Origin of the sequence: Govania unica (genome assembly GCF_027920805.1) — a bacterium.
Classification (GTDB): domain Bacteria; phylum Pseudomonadota; class Alphaproteobacteria; order Sphingomonadales; family Govanellaceae; genus Govanella; species Govanella unica.
Window position 1 is genome coordinate 880,281 of sequence record NZ_JANWOI010000001.1, and the last position, 20,570, is coordinate 900,850.

General features: G+C 58.9%; 20 protein-coding genes. 14 read left to right on the forward strand and 6 right to left on the reverse strand.

Features of this window, described 5'->3' with window-relative positions:
- Nucleotides 1–185: 185 nt before the first annotated feature.
- Nucleotides 186–1,706 (reverse strand): DEAD/DEAH box helicase, encoded by a 1,521-nt coding sequence (locus tag NYP16_RS04055; RefSeq protein ID WP_274942826.1) that lies wholly within the window; start codon nucleotides 1,704–1,706, stop codon nucleotides 186–188.
- A 299-nt stretch (nucleotides 1,707–2,005) separates the two neighbouring features.
- On the opposite strand from NYP16_RS04055, the gene NYP16_RS04060 reads away from it, so the two are divergent.
- The 4 genes from NYP16_RS04060 to NYP16_RS04075 all read left to right on the forward strand — a co-directional run bounded on the left by NYP16_RS04060 (nucleotide 2,006) and on the right by NYP16_RS04075 (nucleotide 5,754).
- On the forward strand, nucleotides 2,006–3,595 hold the full coding sequence (locus NYP16_RS04060) for an ArnT family glycosyltransferase (protein WP_274942827.1): 1,590 nt from the start codon (nucleotides 2,006–2,008) through the stop codon (nucleotides 3,593–3,595).
- A 2-nt stretch (nucleotides 3,596–3,597) separates the two neighbouring features.
- Nucleotides 3,598–3,960: a DMT family transporter gene (locus tag NYP16_RS04065; RefSeq protein WP_274942828.1), complete on the forward strand. Its 363-nt coding sequence runs from the start codon at nucleotides 3,598–3,600 to the stop codon at nucleotides 3,958–3,960.
- Nucleotides 3,945–4,934, forward strand: coding sequence for a glycosyltransferase family 2 protein (locus NYP16_RS04070; RefSeq protein WP_274942829.1), 990 nt, complete (start codon nucleotides 3,945–3,947; stop codon nucleotides 4,932–4,934). Before NYP16_RS04065 ends, NYP16_RS04070 begins: the two co-directional genes overlap by 16 nt.
- 61 nt (nucleotides 4,935–4,995) lie before the next feature.
- A complete protein-coding gene (locus NYP16_RS04075) occupies nucleotides 4,996–5,754 on the forward strand; it encodes a class I SAM-dependent methyltransferase (protein ID WP_274942830.1) in 759 nt (252 codons plus the stop codon).
- Between the two features lie 6 nt (nucleotides 5,755–5,760).
- On the opposite strand, the gene nadA is transcribed toward NYP16_RS04075, so the two are convergent.
- Nucleotides 5,761–6,726: a quinolinate synthase NadA gene (gene nadA, locus NYP16_RS04080; protein WP_274942831.1), complete on the reverse strand. Its 966-nt coding sequence runs from the start codon at nucleotides 6,724–6,726 to the stop codon at nucleotides 5,761–5,763.
- 127 nt (nucleotides 6,727–6,853) lie between these two features.
- Complete coding sequence (locus tag NYP16_RS04085; protein ID WP_274942832.1) at nucleotides 6,854–7,759, reverse strand: MBL fold metallo-hydrolase; 906 nt, start codon at nucleotides 7,757–7,759, stop codon at nucleotides 6,854–6,856.
- Nucleotides 7,760–8,292: 533 nt separating this feature from the next.
- On the opposite strand from NYP16_RS04085, the gene NYP16_RS04090 reads away from it, so the two are divergent.
- The gene (locus NYP16_RS04090; RefSeq protein WP_274942833.1) at nucleotides 8,293–9,021 is read left to right on the forward strand and encodes a PhoH family protein; all 729 of its coding nucleotides are present in this window, start codon (nucleotides 8,293–8,295) and stop codon (nucleotides 9,019–9,021) included.
- A gap of 317 nt (nucleotides 9,022–9,338) precedes the next feature.
- On the opposite strand, the gene NYP16_RS04095 is transcribed toward NYP16_RS04090, so the two are convergent.
- Together NYP16_RS04095 and NYP16_RS04100 are read right to left on the reverse strand one after the other, a co-directional pair.
- Nucleotides 9,339–9,812, reverse strand: a complete 474-nt coding sequence (locus NYP16_RS04095) for an Lrp/AsnC family transcriptional regulator (RefSeq protein ID WP_274942834.1) — start codon at nucleotides 9,810–9,812, stop codon at nucleotides 9,339–9,341.
- A gap of 77 nt (nucleotides 9,813–9,889) precedes the next feature.
- Nucleotides 9,890–10,867, reverse strand: coding sequence for a D-alanyl-D-alanine carboxypeptidase family protein (locus tag NYP16_RS04100; protein WP_274942835.1), 978 nt, complete (start codon nucleotides 10,865–10,867; stop codon nucleotides 9,890–9,892).
- Nucleotides 10,868–11,274: 407 nt separating this feature from the next.
- On the opposite strand from NYP16_RS04100, the gene NYP16_RS04105 reads away from it, so the two are divergent.
- Entirely contained in the window at nucleotides 11,275–11,631 is a 357-nt protein-coding gene (locus NYP16_RS04105) for a hypothetical protein (RefSeq protein WP_274942836.1), read from the forward strand.
- Here NYP16_RS04105 and NYP16_RS04110 read toward each other — a convergent pair.
- Complete coding sequence (locus tag NYP16_RS04110) at nucleotides 11,598–12,800, reverse strand: M20 aminoacylase family protein (RefSeq protein WP_274942837.1); 1,203 nt, start codon at nucleotides 12,798–12,800, stop codon at nucleotides 11,598–11,600. The two genes, NYP16_RS04105 and NYP16_RS04110, sit on opposite strands and share 34 nt — an antisense overlap.
- 302 nt (nucleotides 12,801–13,102) lie before the next feature.
- On the opposite strand from NYP16_RS04110, the gene NYP16_RS04115 reads away from it, so the two are divergent.
- The 8 genes from NYP16_RS04115 (at nucleotide 13,103) to NYP16_RS04150 (ending at nucleotide 20,320) form a co-directional block, all read left to right on the forward strand.
- Nucleotides 13,103–14,758 (forward strand): nitrite/sulfite reductase, encoded by a 1,656-nt coding sequence (locus NYP16_RS04115; RefSeq protein WP_274942838.1) that lies wholly within the window; start codon nucleotides 13,103–13,105, stop codon nucleotides 14,756–14,758.
- Complete coding sequence (locus NYP16_RS04120; protein WP_274942839.1) at nucleotides 14,745–15,224, forward strand: DUF934 domain-containing protein; 480 nt, start codon at nucleotides 14,745–14,747, stop codon at nucleotides 15,222–15,224. Before NYP16_RS04115 ends, NYP16_RS04120 begins: the two co-directional genes overlap by 14 nt.
- A 212-nt stretch (nucleotides 15,225–15,436) precedes the next feature.
- A complete protein-coding gene (locus tag NYP16_RS04125; RefSeq protein WP_274942840.1) occupies nucleotides 15,437–16,753 on the forward strand; it encodes a porin in 1,317 nt (438 codons plus the stop codon).
- Between the two features lie 217 nt (nucleotides 16,754–16,970).
- Entirely contained in the window at nucleotides 16,971–17,495 is a 525-nt protein-coding gene (locus NYP16_RS04130) for a GNAT family N-acetyltransferase (RefSeq protein WP_274942841.1), read from the forward strand.
- Nucleotides 17,496–17,552: 57 nt separating this feature from the next.
- Nucleotides 17,553–18,131 carry a DUF1285 domain-containing protein gene (locus NYP16_RS04135; protein WP_274942842.1) on the forward strand — a complete coding sequence of 193 codons (579 nt, stop codon included), beginning with the start codon at nucleotides 17,553–17,555 and terminating at the stop codon, nucleotides 18,129–18,131.
- Complete coding sequence (locus tag NYP16_RS04140; RefSeq protein WP_274942843.1) at nucleotides 18,124–18,744, forward strand: CoA pyrophosphatase; 621 nt, start codon at nucleotides 18,124–18,126, stop codon at nucleotides 18,742–18,744. Before NYP16_RS04135 ends, NYP16_RS04140 begins: the two co-directional genes overlap by 8 nt.
- A gap of 2 nt (nucleotides 18,745–18,746) precedes the next feature.
- Entirely contained in the window at nucleotides 18,747–19,067 is a 321-nt protein-coding gene (locus NYP16_RS04145; protein WP_274942844.1) for a DUF6111 family protein, read from the forward strand.
- The gene (locus NYP16_RS04150) at nucleotides 19,064–20,320 is read left to right on the forward strand and encodes a CCA tRNA nucleotidyltransferase (RefSeq protein ID WP_274942845.1); all 1,257 of its coding nucleotides are present in this window, start codon (nucleotides 19,064–19,066) and stop codon (nucleotides 20,318–20,320) included. The genes NYP16_RS04145 and NYP16_RS04150 overlap by 4 nt, the downstream gene beginning before the upstream one ends.
- Nucleotides 20,321–20,570: the final 250 nt, after the last annotated feature.

Sequence of the window (20,570 nt, forward strand, 5' to 3'; positions counted from 1 at the left end):
GCTGTCATCGCGAGCCGCGTCAGCGGCGTGGCGATCCAGGCTTTATCTTCGACGGCCGGACTGGATTGCTTCGGCTGCGCCTCGCAATGACGGGTGGGGGTAAACGGTCAGGCATTTGCAACAAAGCCGGATCCCTGCGTGTCGCGGAGATCCGGCTTTGTTTTTGTGTCAGTCGTCAGCCGCGCTTAGGAGGCTGAATTGCGGCCGCGTGGGCGGAAGGTTTTGTTGCCGCCGGGTTGTTTCTGGCCCTGACGCGGTTGGCTTGGGCGCTGCGGGCCGGGACCACGGCTCTCCGAGCGGGGATGCTCGCTGCGGTTGCGGTCGGGGCCCTGGGGGCGGTCGCTGCGCGGGCGGTCGTCGTTTGCACGCGCTGCCTGTGGGCGTTCGCTCGAGCGATGTTCATCTGTCCGGCGGGCATCGGGACGACGTGCGTCATCCGGGCGTTTGCCCTGACGCTGCTGACCCGGGCGCGGCTGACCCTGACGGTTGCCACCACCGCCTTCACGGCGTTCCGTGTTGCTGCGTGGGCCGTGACTGTTGATGCCGCCACGCTTCGGCGGCGGGGCGAAGGTGCCGGGGTCGATGCCGACCACGTCAAGCTTACCCTTGATCAGCTTTTCAATGTCCCGGAGATAGGTGCGTTCCGAAGGGTCGCAGAACGAGATTGCGCAGCCCTTGGCGCCAGCGCGGGCGGTACGGCCGATGCGGTGGACGTAGCTTTCGGCTTCGTTCGGCAGTTCGTAATTGATGACATGAGTTACATCATCGATATCGATGCCGCGGGCCATGATGTCGGTGGCGACAATCGCGCGCGCTTCGCCTTTGCGGAAGGATTCAAGCGCCTTCTGGCGGGCACCCTGCGACTTGTTGCCATGGATGGCGCTTGAGCGAATGCCACCTGCTTCAAGGTAATCAGAAACGCGGTTCGCGCCATGCTTGGTGCGGGTGAAGATGATGACGCGGCCATAGGCCGGATCGGCCATCATTTCCATCAGTTTGGTGCGTTTTTCGGCACTGTCGAGGAACATCACGCTTTGATCGATGCGTTCGACGGTGGTGGCCTGCGGGGTGATTTCAACCCGCTTCGGCATATGCAGATATTCGCTGACAAGCTTGGAGATTTCACCCGGCATGGTGGCCGAGAACAGCAACGACTGGCGTTCTTTTGGCACAGCGGCCAAAATCTTGCGCACGTCCTTGACGAAGCCCATGTCGAGCATGCGGTCGGCTTCGTCGAGAATGAGGTGCTGGACCTTATCCAGCCGCACGTTCTTCTGGGTCATGTGATCAAGGAGGCGGCCCGGGGTCGCGACCAGAATATCAAGGCCACGGCCAAGCGCCTGCAGCTGCGGGTTGTAGCTTACGCCACCGAACACCGATGCTGTGCGAATGCCGAGATGGCGGCCATAAACGCGGATGCTTTCATGGATCTGGATCACCAGCTCGCGGGTCGGGGCGAGGATGAGTGCCCGCACGACCTTGGGGCTGTGCTTGTAGGGGACCGCGCTCAGGGCCTGCAACAGCGGCAGGGCGAAGGCCGCCGTCTTGCCGGTGCCGGTCTGGGCGATGCCCAAAAGGTCGTGACCTTTCAACAGGAGCGGAATGGACTGCTCCTGAATGGGGGTCGGGTGAAGATAATTTTCTGTGATCAAAGAACGCAGAATCGGTTCGGCTATGCCGAGGTCGGCAAAAGTCGTTGTGGTCACTTGGGGTTGTTCCTTGTGCGCCGGGGAGCGGCGGCCGCATGTTCGGGCCGTTCGGTATCTGGCGTAAGCCAGTTCCCGCGCGCTGCCGGGCCTGGCGATATTTCAGGGGATTATCCCAGGATGAACGCTCATTGGCTGCAAAGGCAGCTGGGCGTCGCGCGGTCGCGGGACATCTATTGCGAGGCGCACAGTGCTTGAGCGGGGCAGGGAAGTCAAGCTTTGACTGTAAATATTCGAGCTTGGCTTTTGCCCGCAGATCGGGCAATTTTAAGTTACAGGTGCAATATCAGGGGGTAACTATGTTGTTCAGGCGTGCGCCGGAGCAAGTTTCCGCTCTTGATATTTTCAAACATATGCTCATTCTGGGGCTGGTTGCGGTTCTGATGCTCAGCTTTAGCTGGACCGGGTTCACCGCCAGCGATGACAGCTATTATGTGATGGCCGGGCGGGGCTGGCTTCATGACTTCCCCTATGTGGCGGAGTTTTTCGGCACCGCGCGGGAGCTGGTCAATATCCCGATCGCCGCCTCTTTCGGGGTGTTCGGTGATACGGAATTTGCCGCCGTGCTTCCGACCGTACTTTATTTTCTTGCGACCGTTGGTCTGACCTATGCCGGGCTCTTGTGGGTGACCGGGCCTGCTGCTGCCTTCGCGGCGGGGTTGTTGATGCTGACGGTGCCGCTGTTCGCCCTGAAGGCGACCATTCCCTCGGCCGATTTAGCGCTTCTTTTTTATGCGAGCCTGTCGTTCTGGCTGTTCTGGCGCGCCGCTGGTCGGCCCGACCGTGCGGTTCTGTTGTTCGGGTCGGGCATGGCGGCGGGGGCTGCTTTGCTGTCCCATGAACTCGCACTGGCACTGCCGATTTTTTTCACCATCTTGTTCCTTGTCGGGTTCCGCATGGGGCGGATGCCATATTTCCTTATTTTCTTTGGGTTTCTGGCCATTATAGGCCTCGATACGCTTTATTACTGGATCATGACCGGGGACCCGTTGCATCGCTTTGATCTGATGCAGGCGGGTACGGTGCTGACAGTCGACCGGGTGAGCGTGCCCCCCTTCAGCTTTGATGATAGCGGCAATTTCCATATCTGGGCCGGGATCGACCCCTTGGTGATGATGCTGAGCAAGCAGGAATTCGCGCTGTTGTTCTATTTCGCCATTCCGGCGATGGCCTGGCTCGCGACGCGGCGGCTTGATCTGGCGGAGGGGCCGGCCGAACGGCGTGTGCTGGTGCTGGCGCGGCTATTGACGTTGCTGGTGGTGGTCTGGTGTCTGTTCTCGGCGATTGTGCTGGCGGACGCCAAGTTGTTGCCGCGCTATTTCATGGTTCCGGCCTACGGTAGTTTTGTGGCCATGATGCTGGTGGCGGCGCAGTTGTGGCAGGCGCGGCGGCTGACCCTGTTGTCTGTGCTGGGGGTGGCCTTTGTCGGGTGCAATCTTGTGGCGATTCATCTTGATAACCGTAATCCGCGCTTTGCCGAGCGGGAGCTTGTGACGTTCCTGAAAACCACGCGGGAGCCGGTCTATACGGATCCGATGACAGCCGATAAAGCCGAGCTTTATCTGCAATGGGCGCGGTTGCCCATGTCGCGGCTGCGCGTTACGCCGCCGGAGCCAGGGGCCCTTTATTTCTATAATCCGAAAAGCGCCGGACAGCCGAACCGCCTGATGACGGCGGATGACATGCCGCAGTTTCAGCCGCAAGCCCATTGGACCAAGGTTTGGATGGCGCAGGAACAACCGCGTCTTATCGTGCGGCTTTTGGATGCCGTCCATTTCGGGCCTCTGTTGCCCGAGCGGCTTTACCGGAAACTGGCCGAACCCAATCCGCCGGTGACGGTCTATCGGTTGGATCAGGTTTATGCCGACGCGACCTTGGGCGGGAGATGACCATGCGTTCTATCCATGTGGTTTATCTGGTGATTTATGCCTTTTCGCTGTCGGTCGGGCAGATCATGTTCAAACTCGCTGCCGAGCGCGCGGGGGGACGGACGGGATCGGACTTTCTTTTCAGCCTTGCTGTTAATCCGTTCTTTATCCTCGCTGTACTTCTTTATGGGTTCATCACTCTGTTCTGGGTATGGCTGCTCACGCAGGTGCCGCTCAGTCGGGCCTATCCGTTTGTGGTGCTGTCCTTTCTGTTTACGCCCGCGCTCAGTATCCTGTTGTTCCGGGAAAGCCTGAATGGTTGGTATGCATTAGGATTGGCGCTTATTCTTTCAGGATTGGGGATTGTTCTATGGAAGAGTTCCTGAACGCAAAAATCGCGGTCGTTATTCCTTGCTATAAGGTGAAACGGCATGTTCTGGGGGTGATCGCGCAGATCGGGCTGGAGGTTGCGGTCATTTATTGCGTCGATGATGGCTGCCCCGAACAGTCCGGCAAGTTTATCGAGGCGGAAAATCGCGATCCGCGCGTGCGGGTGCTCTATAATCCGGAAAATCGGGGGGTCGGTGGGGCAGTCATCACCGGGTATAAGGAAGCCATCAAGGACGGCATGAAGATCGCCGTCAAGCTCGATGGCGATGGCCAGATGGACCCGAGCCTGCTGCCGCGCTTCGTCCTGCCCATTATGTGGGGTGAGGCGGATTATGCGAAGGGCAACCGCTTTTTCAATCCGGACGATCTTGAAGGCATGCCGACGATCCGGCTCTTCGGCAATGCCGTGCTGTCCTTCCTCGCCAAACTGTCGAGCGGATATTGGAGCAGTTTTGACCCGACCAACGGCTATACAGCTGTTCATACCTCGATCCTGAAGGTGATGCCGCTCGATAAGCTGTCGCCGCGCTATTTCTTTGAAACCGACATGCTGTTCCGGCTCAGCATCTTGCGGGCCGTGGTGGCCGATGTGCCCATGCAGGCGGTCTATGGCGACGAGATCAGCAATTTGCGCATCACCCGGGTCGTCTGGCCGTTTTTCAAAGGCAATATGCGCAATTTCTGGAAGCGCATCGTATATAATTATTTCCTACGTGATTTTCAGCTGGGCTCGGCGACCTTGGGGCTCGGGGTGCCCCTGGTCTTGTTTGCGATGATTTTCGGCGGGAGTGCCTGGGTTCATAGTTACACGTCAGGGATGCCGGCCACGGCAGGCACGGTCATGTTGGCGGGCCTGTCGCTGTTTCTTGGGTTGCAGTTTCTGCTGACATTTCTCAATTTTGATATTCAGAACGTGCCGAAGCGGACATTACATCCCTTGCTGGAACATTTGCCTGGTGGACATCTATAATCGGGGAACTTAGAGCACCATGAAGCAAGAAGCGATTTTATGTTGTGCCTGTGCCAGTATAATGCGGCCTGCTAAATCCTGGCTTTGGTCATGTCCTGAATGCTCTTTCTTACGTGCGCGCCTCAAGCCCGGTGGGGGGCGGGGTGTAGGTGGTCTGAAAAGCCTGCGGCGGGAGAATTTTGCCATTCTGCTGCGGCATTTACCAGACGGGGGACAGCGCTTGCTGGAGATCGGTTCAGCCGAGGGTTGGTTCCTCAAGGCGGCTACCGAGGCCGGGTTCGATGCGCGGGGGATTGAGCCGTCACCGGGCGGGGCGCAGGCTCAACCGATCGATAAAGGTTTTTTCCCCCAAGATCTTTCCGATCCGGGGCCTTATGACATTGTGGTTTTTAATGATGTCTATGAGCATTTCGACGATCCCGTGCAGACGATCCGGGATGTGGAGGCCCTGCTTGCGCCCGGAGGTCGCGTGGTGATCAATCTGCCCATGAGCAGCGGGATTTTATACCGGATTGCCGGCCTGCTTGATGCGGTGGGGCTGCATGGTCCGCTTGACCGCCTGTGGCAACGCGGGTTGCCGTCACCGCATATGACCTATTTCAATCGCCGCAATCTGACGGCGCTGGTCACGCGGCACACGGGGCTTCGCTTCGTGGAAAGCTTCCCGCTACCAAGCTTCAGCCGCCATGGCCTGAAGGCGCGGATCTTCAGCACGAGCCGTGGCCTTTCCGGTCTGACACAGTTTGTGGCCTTGTGGCTGTTGAGCTTTGTGATTGAAGCACTGCCTGCGGATACGGCAGTGCTGATATTCCGCAAATAAGCCGGGTTATTTTTTCACAGGCGGCGACATTTCCAGCATGCGTTCAAGCGGCTGCAAGGCGCGCAGGCGGAGCGGCTCCTCAAGCGTGATCTCGGGCGTCTCGTTCTTGAGCGCGAGATAGAGCTTTTCCATGGTGTTGAGGGCCATGAAGGGGCACATGTTGCAATTGCAGTTGCCGTCGACACCGGGCGCGCCGATGAAGGATTTATGCGGCGCGGCCTTTTGCATCTGATGGATGATGCCGGGCTCGGTGGCGATGATGAAGGTCTCGGCCGGGGATGTCAGCACGAAATTGAGGATGCTCGACGTCGAGCCCACGTGATCCGCATGGTCCAGGATCTGCACCGGGCATTCGGGATGGGCGGCCACCGGCGCATCGGGATATTCGGCCTTGAGCTTGATCAGCTCGCGTTCCGAAAACCGCTCATGCACGATGCAGCTGCCTTGCCACAACAACATGTCGCGGCCGGATTTGTTGGCCAGATAGGCGCCAAGATGACGGTCAGGCGCGAACAGGATCGGCTGATCCATCGGGATCTGGTTGATGATATGTTCGGCATTCGACGAGGTGACGATGATATCCGACAGCGCCTTCACGGCAGCCGAGCAATTGATATAGGTCAGCACCAGATGGTCAGGATGTTCGGCGCGGAATTTGCCGAAGGCGTCCGGCGGGCAGCTGTCTTCAAGCGAACAACCGGCGGCCATGTCGGGCAGCACGACCTTTTTCTGCGGGCTCAGGATCTTGGCCACCTCGGCCATGAAGCGCACGCCGCAGAAAACGATCATATCGGCATCGGTGGAGGCGGCTTTGCGTGACAGGTCCAGACTGTCGCCGACAAAATCGGCAATGTCCTGAATGGCCGAGTCCTGGTAGTAATGGGCCAGAATGATGGCGTTTTTCTCACGGCGCAGGCGATTGATCTCGGCCACAAGGTCAAGCGAGGGGTCAACACCGATCGGGGCTTCCAAGGTGAAAGTCCCTGCGAACTCAAAAGGCTTGCCGTCCATCTCTACTGATCCCGTTATCCAACCGTTGCGTCATATATCTGTTATTTAACCGTGGGTTTCAAGGCGAAGCCTTGAATTATTCCCTATTTCAGGCTGGCAGCCGGAACAGGCTGTCGGGGCGCGGCGGGCCGTCGGTGGAAAGCCGAGCCGTTTCCGTCAGATGAATGAGATGGGCCAGAACCGATCGCGCGGCCGCGGGATGAAGGTAGGCAGGCACCTCGGCATAAATGCGGGCGACCATTTCGGGAATGGTTCGCAGGCCGTCCTGCACGCAGGCGATAATCTCCTGCTCGCGCTCTTCGCGGTGGGCGATGAGGCTGCGGACAAAGGTCTGCGGCTCGCGGATGGCCGGGCCGTGGGTCGGCCAGTAAAGCACATCGTCGCGGTCGAGCAATTTGCGCAGGGATTTCATATAGGTGGCCATGTCACCGTCGGGCGGAGAGACCACGGTTGTGGACCAGCCCATGACATGATCGCCGCTGAACAGCGTTTTTTCCTCGGCCAGAGCAAAACAGAGATGGTTCGAGGTGTGGCCCGGGGTATGGATCGCGGTCAAGGTCCAGCCGTCGCCATGGATTGCATCGCCGTCGCGCATCCGGTGATCGGGGGTGAAGGCACGGTCGGCGCCTTCCTCGACCACATCTTCAGGCCCTTCGCGGCCGGTGCCATGGGGGCCGAAGGCATAAATGGGCGCCCCGCAAAAGGCCTGCAACGGCCGGCTGAGCGGCGAATGGTCGCGGTGGGTGTGGGTTACAAGGATATGGGTCACGATCTCGCCCTCGAGCGCGGCCTTCAGGGCCTCGAAATGGGAGACCAGATCGGGGCCGGGATCGATGACCGCCACCTTGCCATGCCCGACAATATAGGTGCCGGTGCCGGTAAAGGTGAACGCCCCCGGATTTTCCGCCAGCACGCGGCGGATCATCGGAGTCACTTGCTCGACCGTGCCGAAGCTCGGGTCGAAATCGCGATTGAAGGGAATGGTGACGCTCATAGGTTTATGACTCGGTCGAGGCGGTCTTGCTGTCTATATAAAAAGAAGCCACATGGCGGCCACGATGATGGGAACGCTTGCTCCCGTCAAGACGATTGGGTCAAGCGAGGGTTAGAGTTCGCTCAGGAGTTTTGCCAGATAGCCCGTAAGACTAACGCAGGAACAGCTGATCGCCAATATGCGCAGGCCGGGTCGGTTGCCCCTACATCTTGTGTGAAGTTTGCGTGACACCCCTAAATTCCTTTTTACAGGGCTTAGGGATCAGCCTAGACTTTGCGTCATAGCCCAATTTTTGGGGGATGGTAATTTGCTACTTCTTTCGGCCTTTTGTGCTTATCTGTTGCCTCTCGAAGAGGTTCGGCATTTTGTGGCCGCAAACAGTCCGGGGTCCGTTCCATCCCTTTCATCCGTGATTAAAACGCCGCTGTTTCGCGGCGTTTTTTTATTGGCGCGTCCAGAACACCATAAATCTGCGGGACAGGCGCGCCATTCTCTCCAACCGGCCAACCTTCATTGCATATCGGGAGATCAGAATGGGCAAGCGCAGCGTCCGTCACACTGAGCCGAGCAATCTTCGCGCCTTTCCACAGGCTGAGGCAGGGTGGGATCCCCTGCCATATGAACCGCAGCGGGAGCAGAGCTATGTCCGCAAAGTGCGGCCGCAAAGCGACAATCAGCGCCGTTTGATGGAGGCCATCGACAGTTATAATGTGGTGGTGGCGGCGGGGCCTGCGGGCACCGGCAAAACCTATCTCGCCATCGCCAAGGCGGTCGAGGCCATGGAGGCGGGTCGGGTCGGTCGCATTGTTTTGTCACGCCCGGCGGTGGAGGCGGGGGAGACACTCGGTTTTCTGCCCGGCGGCATGGAGGAGAAACTCGCCCCCTATCTGCGCCCATTATACGACTGTCTGTCGGAACGACTTGGTGCCAAGCGTCTCAAGAAATATCTGGTGGACGGGGTGATTGAAATCGCCCCCATCGGCTTCATGCGCGGCCGCACGCTCAACAATGCCTTCATCGTCATGGACGAGGCGCAGAACTGCACCTATGCCCAGCTCAAGATGCTGCTGACCCGGCTTGGCTGGCATTCGACCATGGTCATCACCGGCGATCCGGATCAGTCGGACTTGCTGCCGGGCATTTCAGGCCTGGCGGACATCACGGCGAAGCTGGAGCTGTTGAGTGATGTGGGCGTGGTGCGTCTGGAGGAGCGAGACATAGTGCGCCATCCACTGGTCGCCGCCATGCTGACTGTGATCTGAGGAGGGAATCCTGTTACGGTGACGCCGGAGAAAGATGGATTACCGGGTCAAGCCCGGTAATGACAGGTAGTGGTGGTTCGGTAACGGGGCAATGCAGGCCCGGGAAGGTCAGTTAGGCCGGTTCGGCGATGGCATCGGTGCAAACCCGGCAGTGATCACGCTAAACCTGTCATACGCGGGCTTGACCCGCGTATCCATGGGGCCGCGGGAAAGATGGATTACCGGGTCAAGCCCGGTAATGACAGGTAATGGGCTTGGCACTGACACAACGAATAGTCCGGAAACCGTCATCCCGAGCGTAGCGACGGGATCCAGGCTTAGCTGTTCGGAGCCAGCGGCAGCATGGTGGTGGTTTTTTTCTGTTTGAGCACAAAGCTTGTGCTCACCGAGCGCACGGCCGGGTTTTGCATCAGGCTGCCGGAGAGGAAGGCTTCATAGGCGCTCATGCTCGGGGCCACGACTTTTAGCAAATAGTCATATTCGCCGCTGGTGGAGCAGCATTCAAGCACGGCCGGTTGGTCGGCGATCAGGCCGTCGAACAGGGCGACGGTCTCAGCGTGGTGGTTTTCCAGCATGACATGGGCATAGGCGGTGATATGGAGGCCGATGGCTTCGGGGTTGAGCAGGGCGGCATAGCTTGCGATGACGCCTTCGTCCTCAAGCCGCCGCATGCGCCGCCAGCAGGGCGAGGGGGAGAGGCCGACGCGCTCCGCAAGCTCGTGATTGGAGATGCGGGCATTGGCCTGAATCTCGGTCAGGATGCGGACATCCATGGCGTCGAGCGCAATCATGCTGAAATTCCTCCCGTGAGGGCAGAATTGCCCCCGAGAAGATTTATATCAGGAATATGATGTGCGAGGTAGCCGGATCAGGGCGTCATATGGCCCGACATCATGACGCCTGCCACCTTTTGCGGGCGGCTGGTCTGGGCGAACACGTCGTCGAAGATCTGAGCCATTTTCTTGTCGCGGGCCTGGGCCGTGGTACCGCCCATGACCACGCCGATCAGGCGTTTGCCAAAGCGGTCAGCCGAGGCCACGAGATTGAAGCCCGAGGCATTGGTGAAGCCGGTTTTCAGACCGTCCGCGCCTTCATAATTGCGCATGAAACGATTGTGCGAATAAAAGGTCTGGCCCTGCCAGGTGAATTTTTCGGCGTTGAAATAGGAATAATATTCGGGAAAATCACGCTGCATGCGCCAGCCGAGCATGGCCATGTCATGGGCGGTCGTCCATTGTTCCTTATTCGGCAGACCCGAGGCATTGAGGAAGGTGGTTTTGGTCATGCCGAGGCGGCGCGCGGTTTCAGTCATGCGGCGGGCGAAGGCCTGTTCCGAACCGCTCAGATGTTCGCCGACAGCGGTCGCGATATCATTGGCCGATTTGACCGCAAGGGCTTGAATGGCGTCATGCACCTCGATGGATTGGCCGGGTTGAAGGCCGAGCCGCGAGGGCGCCTGATTGGCGGCATGGCGGGAAATCTTGATCTTGTCAAAAAAGTCGACGCGCCCGGCATCGAGTTCCGAGAACAGGATATAAAGGGTCATGACCTTGGTCAGCGAGGCCGGATGACGCAGATCATTGCCGCTGTTCGACATCAGAATCGTGCCGGTGGCGGCATCCATGACCAAAGCGGAAAAGGGCGGCGTATAAGCCTGCGCGGCGGCAGCCGGAGCAGCTTTGGCTTTTTTCGTCTTGGTTTTGGCGTCGGCGCTGGGGCTGATGGCGAGGGCGGCCAGAAGAACGGCCGAGAACAGGGCAATCAGCGGTTTCCGTATACCCGCAAACATTTGGGCCGGACGGGAGGGCTCACTAGATGTGAGGCCACGATAATACACACTGTTCATCAACGTCTTATCTCCTCGTCGGCTGCATGCGCTGGCCTTCATGCTGCCGTATTGTACCGAATCAATCTTAAGAGAATCTAATCTACCCCCGACTGTCAAGTTTTCATAATAACAGATTCAGCCATGAGTCACAACGCGTTATAAGGTCGTCTTCCATGACGGCTTGAACAAGAAAATGTGACAGGTGATTTAAAGGCTTGCCATATTTGGCGCATTTTCTTGACAATTCGCAGTTGCGATATTTAAACTGGCTCCATGACTTACACGCATTTCGCACGAATGAGCATCGCTCGAATTACAGGCCCGGTCCTCGGTTGAGGGTCGGGTAAGCCTGTGGTTTGAGCTTTTTATTCGATTGCGAACATCCTTGGCCCGTAATTCGGGCTTTCCATTATGGAATGCGTGTCATGATTCAGCTTGATTCTCAAGAAGCCTCTTTTTCCGATCCTGTGGTGCTCAGCCAGCCGGCCAGCCCACCCGATTGCGTCCATTTCTGCGTTCAGGCAGCGGCGGATTCCGCCACGCTGTCGCGGGTGCTGGAATATTTCGCCCTCAACAACATCCTGCCTGAAACCGTGCGCAGTCGCCGGTTTGTCGATGGCAATCTGGTGATCGATCTCAAGGTCAAGGACCTGGATGAGAAGCGCGTGTCGGTGATCGCCAACAAGCTCCGGTCGTCGGTTCTGGTGTTTGGGGTGACGGTCGAATGGATCAGCGCCGGACAGGGGCGTCAGGACAGCGGGGCGATGCGCGCGGTTGCCTGACCGGGGCGACCGGCCGCAAGCTCACGTTCTGCAAGGCGTGCCCAATAGCGAGCTCCGGTGACGAGAATCTCGTCATTGAAGTCGTAATGGGCGTTATGCAGCATGCAGCCGCCGTCGCCGGGACCGTTGCCGATGAGAATGTAACTGCCCGGTTTGACCTGCAGCATGTAACCGAAATCCTCGGATGCCATGAGCGCCGGGGTGTCGGTGGTGACCCGATCCGTGCCGACGACGTCGAGTGCGGCATTGGCGGCGGCGCGAATGCCGTCGGCGGTCGAGATGGTGGCTGGGTAATGTTCAAGAAACCGGACCTCGGCCGTGGTGCGATGGGCGACGGAGATGTCGCGGCTGACGCGCACGAGGCCGTCGCGCAGCTGTTTCTGGATATCAAGATCGAATGACCGGCAGCAGCCGGAGATCAGAACTTCGCCTGGAAGGATGTTGTAATTGTCGCCGCCCTTGATGCGGGTGAAAGACAAGAGGGCCTGCCGCGTCGGGTCGATCTCGCGCGAGACGATGGTCTGGGCGGCGGTGATGATGGCGCTGGCGGCGACGATGGCGTCCGACCCGAGATGGGGCAGGGCGGCATGGGTGCCGGTGGCGCGGATGACGATATCGAACGAATCAAAGGCGGCCATCTGAGCACCGACCCGCATGGCGAAATGGCCGGCCGAAAGGTTCGGCATGTTGTGCATGCCATGGACGGCATCCATGGGGAAGATTTCAAACAGGCCGTCCTCAATCATGACGCGGGCGCCACCGGCGGCTTCTTCGGCGGGCTGGAAGATGAAGTAAACGGTGCCGTCGAAGTTTCGCGTTTCGGCCAGATAGCGCGCGGCGCCAAGCAACATGGCGCTGTGGCCGTCATGGCCGCAGGCATGCATGACATGGTTATGGACCGAGGCGTAGGGGAAATGGTTTTCTTCCTGCAGCGGCAGGGCATCCATATCGGCACGCAGCCCGATCGCGCGTTTGCTTGTGCCCGCCGTCAGGCTGCCGACAACACCGGTCCCGGCAAGGCCGCGATGCACCTTGATGCCGAAATCCGTCAACAGCGACGCAATGAAGTCCGCCGTGGCATGTTCCTCGAAAGCCAGTTCCGGGTGCTGATGCAAATGGCGTCGCCAGCTGGTCAGATCGGCGGCGTAACTGAGGATGTGATCAGGCATGGCATAGTAACTCCAGTGTTGCCGATCAAGTATAAGGGAATTGATGATGTTTTACGAGCCGGGCCGGGGCTTTCCAGCTGGGCAAATCCTTTGTTTGATTGTGCGGGCGGCGTGATTTAGAACCCAGTTCTGAATTGGGTGTAGACTCCTTCGGGCTGAAACTGGTCACAAAGGTTGAACCGGACGATTTTTTTGTCTATTTATGTATAATGTCGTAAATTACACATAAACCTCGTTGATTTTGACGCCCGATGTTTCTGGCGCACTGCAAGCGGGCTCCCCGAGCCTAAGGACGAAAAGCCATGTACCATTACACAGATATCGACCGCACCATTGTGCAGGAGCGGGCGGCTCAGTTCCGCGATCAGGTGCGCCGCCGTCTCATCGGCGAACTGACGGAGGAGGAATTCCGTCCACTGCGCCTGATGAACGGTCTTTATTTGCAGCTCCATGCTTATATGTTGCGGGTTGCGGTGCCTTATGGCTTGCTGGCGTCAAAGCAGCTGCGTGCTCTGGCGGAGATCGCCGAGAAATATGACCGGGGTTATGGTCATTGGACCACGCGTCAAAATCTTCAGTACAACTGGATCCGGCTGGATGACGTGCCGGAAATTCTCGATCTTCTGGCTTCGGTCGATATGCATGCGATCCAGACCAGCGGCAATTGCATCCGCAATATCAGCGCCGACCATTTCGCTGGCGCGATCGCTGATGAAATCGAGGATCCGCGCCCTTATGCGGAAATCATGCGTCAGTGGTCGTCCTTCCACCCGGAATTCTCCTATCTGCCGCGCAAGTTCAAGATCGCCTTTTCGGGAGCGGTCCAGGATCGCGCCGCGGTGGCGTTCCATGATCTCGGCTTCCGCATCGTCAAGAATGATCAGGGCGAGATCGGGTTCCGCGCCTATGTGGGCGGCGGCATGGGCCGCACGCCGATGATCGGCAAGGTGACGCGGGAGTTCCTGCCCAAGGAGCATCTGCTGACCTATACCGAAGCCGTGATGCGGGTTTATAACGAATATGGCCGCCGCGATAATATCTACAAGGCGCGCATCAAGATCCTGGTCCATGAACTCGGGGTCGAGGAATTCTCCCGCCTGGTGGATGCCGAATGGGAACATACGCGGCAAAGCGCCCTGGTGCTGACCGAGGCGGAAATCGCCCGGGTCGCCGCCAGTTTCTCTCCACTCGATTACGATAAAGTGACCGAGCCGGTGGCAGCCTTCGAAGACAAGCGCGCAAGCGACAAGGCCTTTGCCAACTGGGTGGAGCGCAACACCCTTGCGCATAAGGTGGCGGGTTATCGCATCGTCAATCTGTCGCTGAAAAAGCCGAGCATTGCGCCGGGTGACGCGACGGATAGCCAGATGCGGGTCATCGCCGATCTTGCCGATCACTACAGCTTCGGTCAGATCCGGGCGACTCATGAACAGAATCTGGTGCTCGCCGATGTGCGTCAGAGCGATCTTTTCGCGTTGTGGAAGGCGTTGGAGCTGCATGGTCTGGCGACGCCGAATATCGCGACGCTTCAGGATATCATCTGCTGCCCGGGGCTTGATTACTGCTCGCTCGCGAACGCGCGGTCGATCCCGATTTCAGATGCCATTTCGGAGCATTTCGATCGCCTCGACTATCTCTATGATTTGGGCGAACTGAAGATCAAGATCTCCGGCTGCATCAATGCCTGCGGTCACCATCATGTGGGCCATATCGGCATTCTCGGCGTCGATAAAAAGGGCGAGGAATATTATCAGATCACGCTTGGCGGATCGGCCAGTGATGACGCGGCCATCGGCCAGATCATCGGCGCGGCCTTTTCAAAAGACACCGTCGTGGCGGCCATCGAACGGGTTTTGAACGTTTACATTGATCTGCGTCACGAGGATGAACGCTTCCTCGATACCTATCGCCGCGTCGGCATCAAGCCGTTCAAGGAGCGCGTTTATGCAAATAATTAAAGATAAGGCGATCGTTGACGATCATTGGCAGCATGTGGCGGCGGATGCTGAAACCATTCCGGATGGCGATGTGATTCTGCCGCTGGCGTTGTGGCAAGCGCGGCGCGCCGAACTGGTCGGGCGCAACGGTGGCATCGGCGTGCAGCTTGAGCCGGGCGACCATCCCGAACAGATCGCCGAGGACCTGCATCGGTTTTCCGTGGTGGCCTGTAATTTCCCAAGCTTTCGGGACGGGCGTGGTTATTCCTATGCGCGTCTGCTCCGGGAGCGCTATGGCTTCACGGGCGAAGTTCGCGCCGTGGGCGACGTGCTTCGGGATCAGCTGTTTTATATGGCGCGTTGTGGCTTCAATGCCTTTGAAATGCGCCCCGATCGCAGCATCGAGGATGCCTTGAAAGCCTTTGGGGATTTTTCGGTAACCTACCAGAACGCGGCCGATACGGAGCTTCCGAACTTCCGCCGCTGAGGTTCCAACAGTCAATTTTCCTTGCGCCGCAGTGAACTCACTGCGGCGTTTTTGCGTCTGGCCCGCGTCTGGGCCGTCACGAAACTGTCATACTTCTGTCACGTGACGGTCATGGGGCGGACGTAAACAAGGGCGCAGAAGGAACAGGGGCAATCTCGGATGGTTGCTGAACAGCCTTCAAGCGAATTGTCCAGCAACAAAGGAAAAACTCTATGATCGGGAAACGTTTTACGCGGGCTTTGGGAATCGGCACGGCTTTGTCGACAGTCCTTTTGTCGGCGCTTCCGGCAGCCGCTCAGCAGTCCATCGAATCGCTGCAGGAGCAGCTCGAAATGCTGCAAAACCAGATTATGGAATTGACGGCCGCTCAGCAGAAGCAGGCCTCATCCGCTCCGGATTTCAAAATCAAATGGAAACCGGCTCCGACGATTTCGAGCGCCGATGGCCGCTTTGAAATGGGCATCAAGGGTCGCATGTTCTTCGATACCGCCTGGGTCGACGACGCCGACAACACCGAAAGCGTGCGCGCGGCGAAGTTCCGTCTGGCCCGCCTCGGCGTCGCCGGGAAAGCCTGGAACAATCTGAAATATAACTTCGAAGTTGATTTCGCCGGCGACAAGACCTCGATCAAGGACGCGACCATTGGCTATGACCTTGGTCTGACCACGGTTCAGATCGGTCACTTCAAGACCTTCAATTCGCTCGATGAGCAAACAAGCGACACCTACACCACCTTCATGGAACGGGCGACCGGCAATGCCGCCTTCGGCCTGACCCGCCAGATGGGTATCGCCGTCCTTGCCGGTGACAAGACCTGGTCGGCTTCGGCGGGCGCTTTCCGTGGCGCACAGAGCGATACAGCGAATGACACTGGCCAGACCTTTGCCGCGCGTCTGACCTATGGTCCGAAGGTTGGCGACGGCCTCGTCCATATGGGCGTGAGCTACCGCCACCGCAACAAGGGTGCCGATCAGGGCGCTTATAGCTACAGTACCGCTCCCTTCACGAGCTTCGGCACCAAATTCGTGAACACCGGCGCTTTGGCCAAGACCGACAATCTCTTTGGCGCGGAACTCGCTGGTGTCTATGGGCCGTTCTCGGTTCAGGGCGAATATATGACGCTGAAGGCCAAGCGCCTGACGCCGGCAGTCGGTTTCGGCGATCCGAGCTTCCAGAGCTATTATGTGGATGCGAGCTGGTTCATCACCGGCGAATCACGTCCCTATGAAGGCAAAAGCGGCACCTTTGGCCGCGTGAAGCCGAAAAGCCCGGCCTATAACGGCGGCTGGGGCGCCTGGCAGGTTGCCGCCCGCTATGACGTGACCAATCTGACCGACGAGAACATCTTCGGCGGCGATCAGAAGACCTGGATTGTCGGCCTCAACTGGTACCTCAATGACTGGAGCCGCCTGATGGCCAACTACAGTCGCGCGAAAATCACCGATGGCCCGAACAGCCTGACCACCAACGGGCCGGACCGTGCCAACAAGGTCAATGCAGTCATGCTGCGGGCCCAGGTTGACTGGTAAGCCATAGCTATCACTCATGTTTAGAGGACGGCGGAGGGATCCCTCCGCCGTTTTCTTATGTGCGGCGCGGTGGTGGCAGCTCACAGTTTCCGCAACGGACCGTATGAGAATCCTAGTGACGCCGGGTTTTTTGTGATACTGCGCAACGAAATTCACATCTTCACCGATGGATTGGCCGCATAAAGAGGGACGACCTCACTGAACCGAGTAGACCGCGATGACCACTTCGATGACCCTGGATTATCAGATCGAGCTGCAACGGCCGGAAGACCTTGCGGCTGTCGAGTCCATCAATGACCGGGCCTTTGGTCCCGGACGTCATCAGAAGACCGCCTATCGCCTGCGAGAAGATGTGCAGTCCCTTGATGATCTCAATCTGGTGGCGCGTCAGGACGGCGTCATTCTTGGCACTATCCGGTTCTGGCCGATCGTGATCGTGCCGGGTGAGGGCACGCCGACGCCAGCCCTGTTGCTTGGGCCGATCGCCGTTGATCCGGAGCTCAAGGGGCGCGGCATCGGCATCGCGCTCATGCGGGCGGGGATCGCGCGGGCGCGGGAGCTTGGGCACCGGCTTGTCCTGCTGGTAGGGGATTATGACTATTACGCCCGTGTCGGTTTCGACCGGGTGCCGCAAGGGTGCCTGATGATGCCGGGGCCGGTGGATTATGACCGGCTGCTGAAGCTTGAGCTTGTTCCGGGCGCTTTTGCTGGGGTAACGGGTATGATTTCCCGCCCCATGTGAACTGGTGCCTTCAAAAAAACCGCGTCTCTCCCTATATTTGACGCTATAGGAGAGACCATGACCTCGGACCAGCCGCCCAAACCCCATGCCGATCATCTGGCCGCTGCCGCCATCAAGGCCGGGGGCGGGCGTGGGTTGCCGCCGGTGCATCTCTGGAATCCGGAGTTCTGCGGCGATATCGACATGCGCATCGCCCGCGACGGCAGCTGGTATTACATGGGCACCCCCATCGGCCGCAAACCCATGGTGCGGCTGTTCTCAACCATCCTGCGCCATGATGACGACGATAAATATTATCTGGTGACGCCGGTGGAAAAGGTCGGCATCACCGTTGATGATGCGCCTTTTCTGGCGGTTGAAATGACGGTCGAGGGCCGGGGGGAGGGGCAACGCCTGACCTTCCGCACGACTGTCGAGGACGAGGTGACGGCGGGGCCCGAGCATCCAATCCGGGTGGTGATCGATCCCGACACCCAGGAGCCGTCGCCTTATGTTCATGTCCGTGCCAATCTTGAGGCGCGGATCAATCGCGCGCTGTTCTACGATCTGGTGGAGCTGGCCGAAGAACGCGACGGCAAGCTTGGCATATGGAGCGACGGGGTGTTTTTTGTCATTGGTGAGATGCCCCATGTCTGATGTCTTTGGTCGCGATCTCATTCAGGCCCGTCTTGCTGCCTTGCGTCTGACGCCGGAGGATTATCGCGGCGAACATGAGCTCAATCCCGATTTTGCTCCGGATATCGCGGAACGGGTGGTGCGCGAGGCTTCGGTGCTGGTGCCGCTGGTGGAACGTCCCGAGGGGCTTTCGGTGCTGTTGACCCGGCGCAGCGATCAGCTTCAGTCCCATGCTGGACAGGTGAGCTTCCCCGGCGGCAGGCGTGAGGATACGGACGCCGACGCCATCGCCACGGCGCTTCGGGAGACGGAGGAAGAAGTCGGCATCACTTCGCGCTATATTGATGTGGCGGGCCGGCTGCGTGACTATCTGACCGGCACGGGCTATCGCATCACGCCGGTTGTTGGGTTTGTGACGCCGGGCTTCGTGCTGCGCCCCGATCCGTTTGAAGTGGCTGAGATTTTCGAAGTGCCGTTCGCGTTTCTCATGGATCCGCGCAACCACAGTCTTGAACGTGTTCATTGGCGGGGCGCCATGCGGGAATATTACGCCATGCCTTATAATGGGCATTACATCTGGGGGGCCACGGCCGGGATGCTGCGGAATTTTTACGAAACGTTACGTGGAGAGTAAGAATGATGGCTGGTGTGGTGCGGGTCATTCTGATCCTGATGCCGTTTTTTATCTATTTCATGTGGCTCCGCTCGATCAAGCGTCAGCAACAGATGGACAGCGCCGAGCGTGAGAAGGCGCGTGAAGCTGCCGAAGGACGGATGGCCCGGGCCATCGGATTCGGGGTCGCCGCGGCAGTGGCGGTTATCATCTGGATGACCATGGAAACGGAACAGCATGAGCGTAATTCCGTCTATGTGCCGTCGCATACGGAAAACGGACAGCTGGTGCCGGGCGGCTTTATCAATGTTCCTACAACCGACGCGGACAAGACAAAACCATGATCGAACTTATGAACCGCGACTGGATTGATGCGGCACCTAGCCGGGCCGTGATGGAGGCGCTCCATGATGGTGCGGGCGAGGATACGCTCGCGCGGTTTGTCGGCGGTGCGGTACGCGATGGCATTCTTGGCCGGACGGTCAAGGATGTGGATATCGCCACGGTCTTGTTGCCCGATGACGTAAGCCTGCGGCTCAGCCGTCATGCGATCAAAGTGGTGCCGACCGGGATCGAGCATGGCACGGTGACGGCAGTGGTCGATGGTCGCCCGTTTGAGATCACCACCCTGCGCCGGGATGTGGAGACCGACGGCCGCCGCGCCGTGGTCGCCTTTACCGACGACTGGGCCGAGGATGCGGCGCGGCGCGATTTCACCATGAACGCGCTTTATGCGGACCGCATGGGGGTGGTTTATGACCCTTGCGGTGGACTTGCGGATCTGGCTGCCGGACGGGTGCGGTTCGTGGGCGAGGCTGAGCAGCGGATTCGTGAGGATGCGCTGAGAATTCTGCGGTTTTTCCGGTTCCATGCCTGGTATGGCGGCGAGGATATGGATGCAGAAAGTTATGGTGCCTGTATCACGCGGGTGGACGATCTTGGTATTCTGTCCGTTGAACGGGTGGCGGCGGAGCTTCTGAAGCTGCTCGCTGCGCCTGATCCCATGCCGGTGTTGCGCATGATGCAGACAGGCGGCGTTCTCCGCCGGGTGTTGCCAGAGGCGGCCTTGCTGGACCGTCTGGCCGGGCTGGTGCCGCTTGAAAAAACCTTCAAACGCGTGGATGCGTTGCGGCGGCTTGGCGCGCTCATGCCCGATGGCGCGGCCGAGGTCGGAGAGCGTCTGCGGCTGTCGAAACATGATCAGGAACGGCTCGCCGAAATGATCGTGCCACGCGAGGATATTGAACCGTCCCGCGACGGCAACGCCTTCGGCCGCCGCATGCGTGCGCTGGTCTATGGCATTGGCAAGGACAGTTTTACCGACCACATGCTGCTGAACTGGGCCGGGCGTGGCGGCGATATCCGCAACAAACGTTGGCGCGAATTGTTGAATGCCGTCGATGCCTGGCAGGTGCCGCGGTTCACCATCAAAGGCCGCGACGCCATCGCCCTTGGAGCCGAAGCCGGACCGGGGGTTGGGGATTTGCTTGAGGCGCTGGAACTCTGGTGGGCCACTCGCGATTTCAAACCAACACGCGCAGATCTGCTGGCGCAGCTTGAGCGGATGGTGATGGGTCAAAAGCCGACGCAGGAGTAATCCCAGTTTTTATATCTGTCATTGCCGGGCTTGACCCGGCAATCCATGACTGGGCGGCACGATGGATTGCCGGGTCAAGCCCGGCAATGACACATGGTTTATGTTGTCTATATTTATGTAGTTCTGCCCCAACGTACTTCCGCTTGTGTCCTGGGCGTCAAGGTCGGGGTGTATTGCCGGGTCAAGCCCGGCAATAACAGATATATGGGGAGTGGCATAAATCAGCTTCCCCACGTCAGGCGCAACCTTC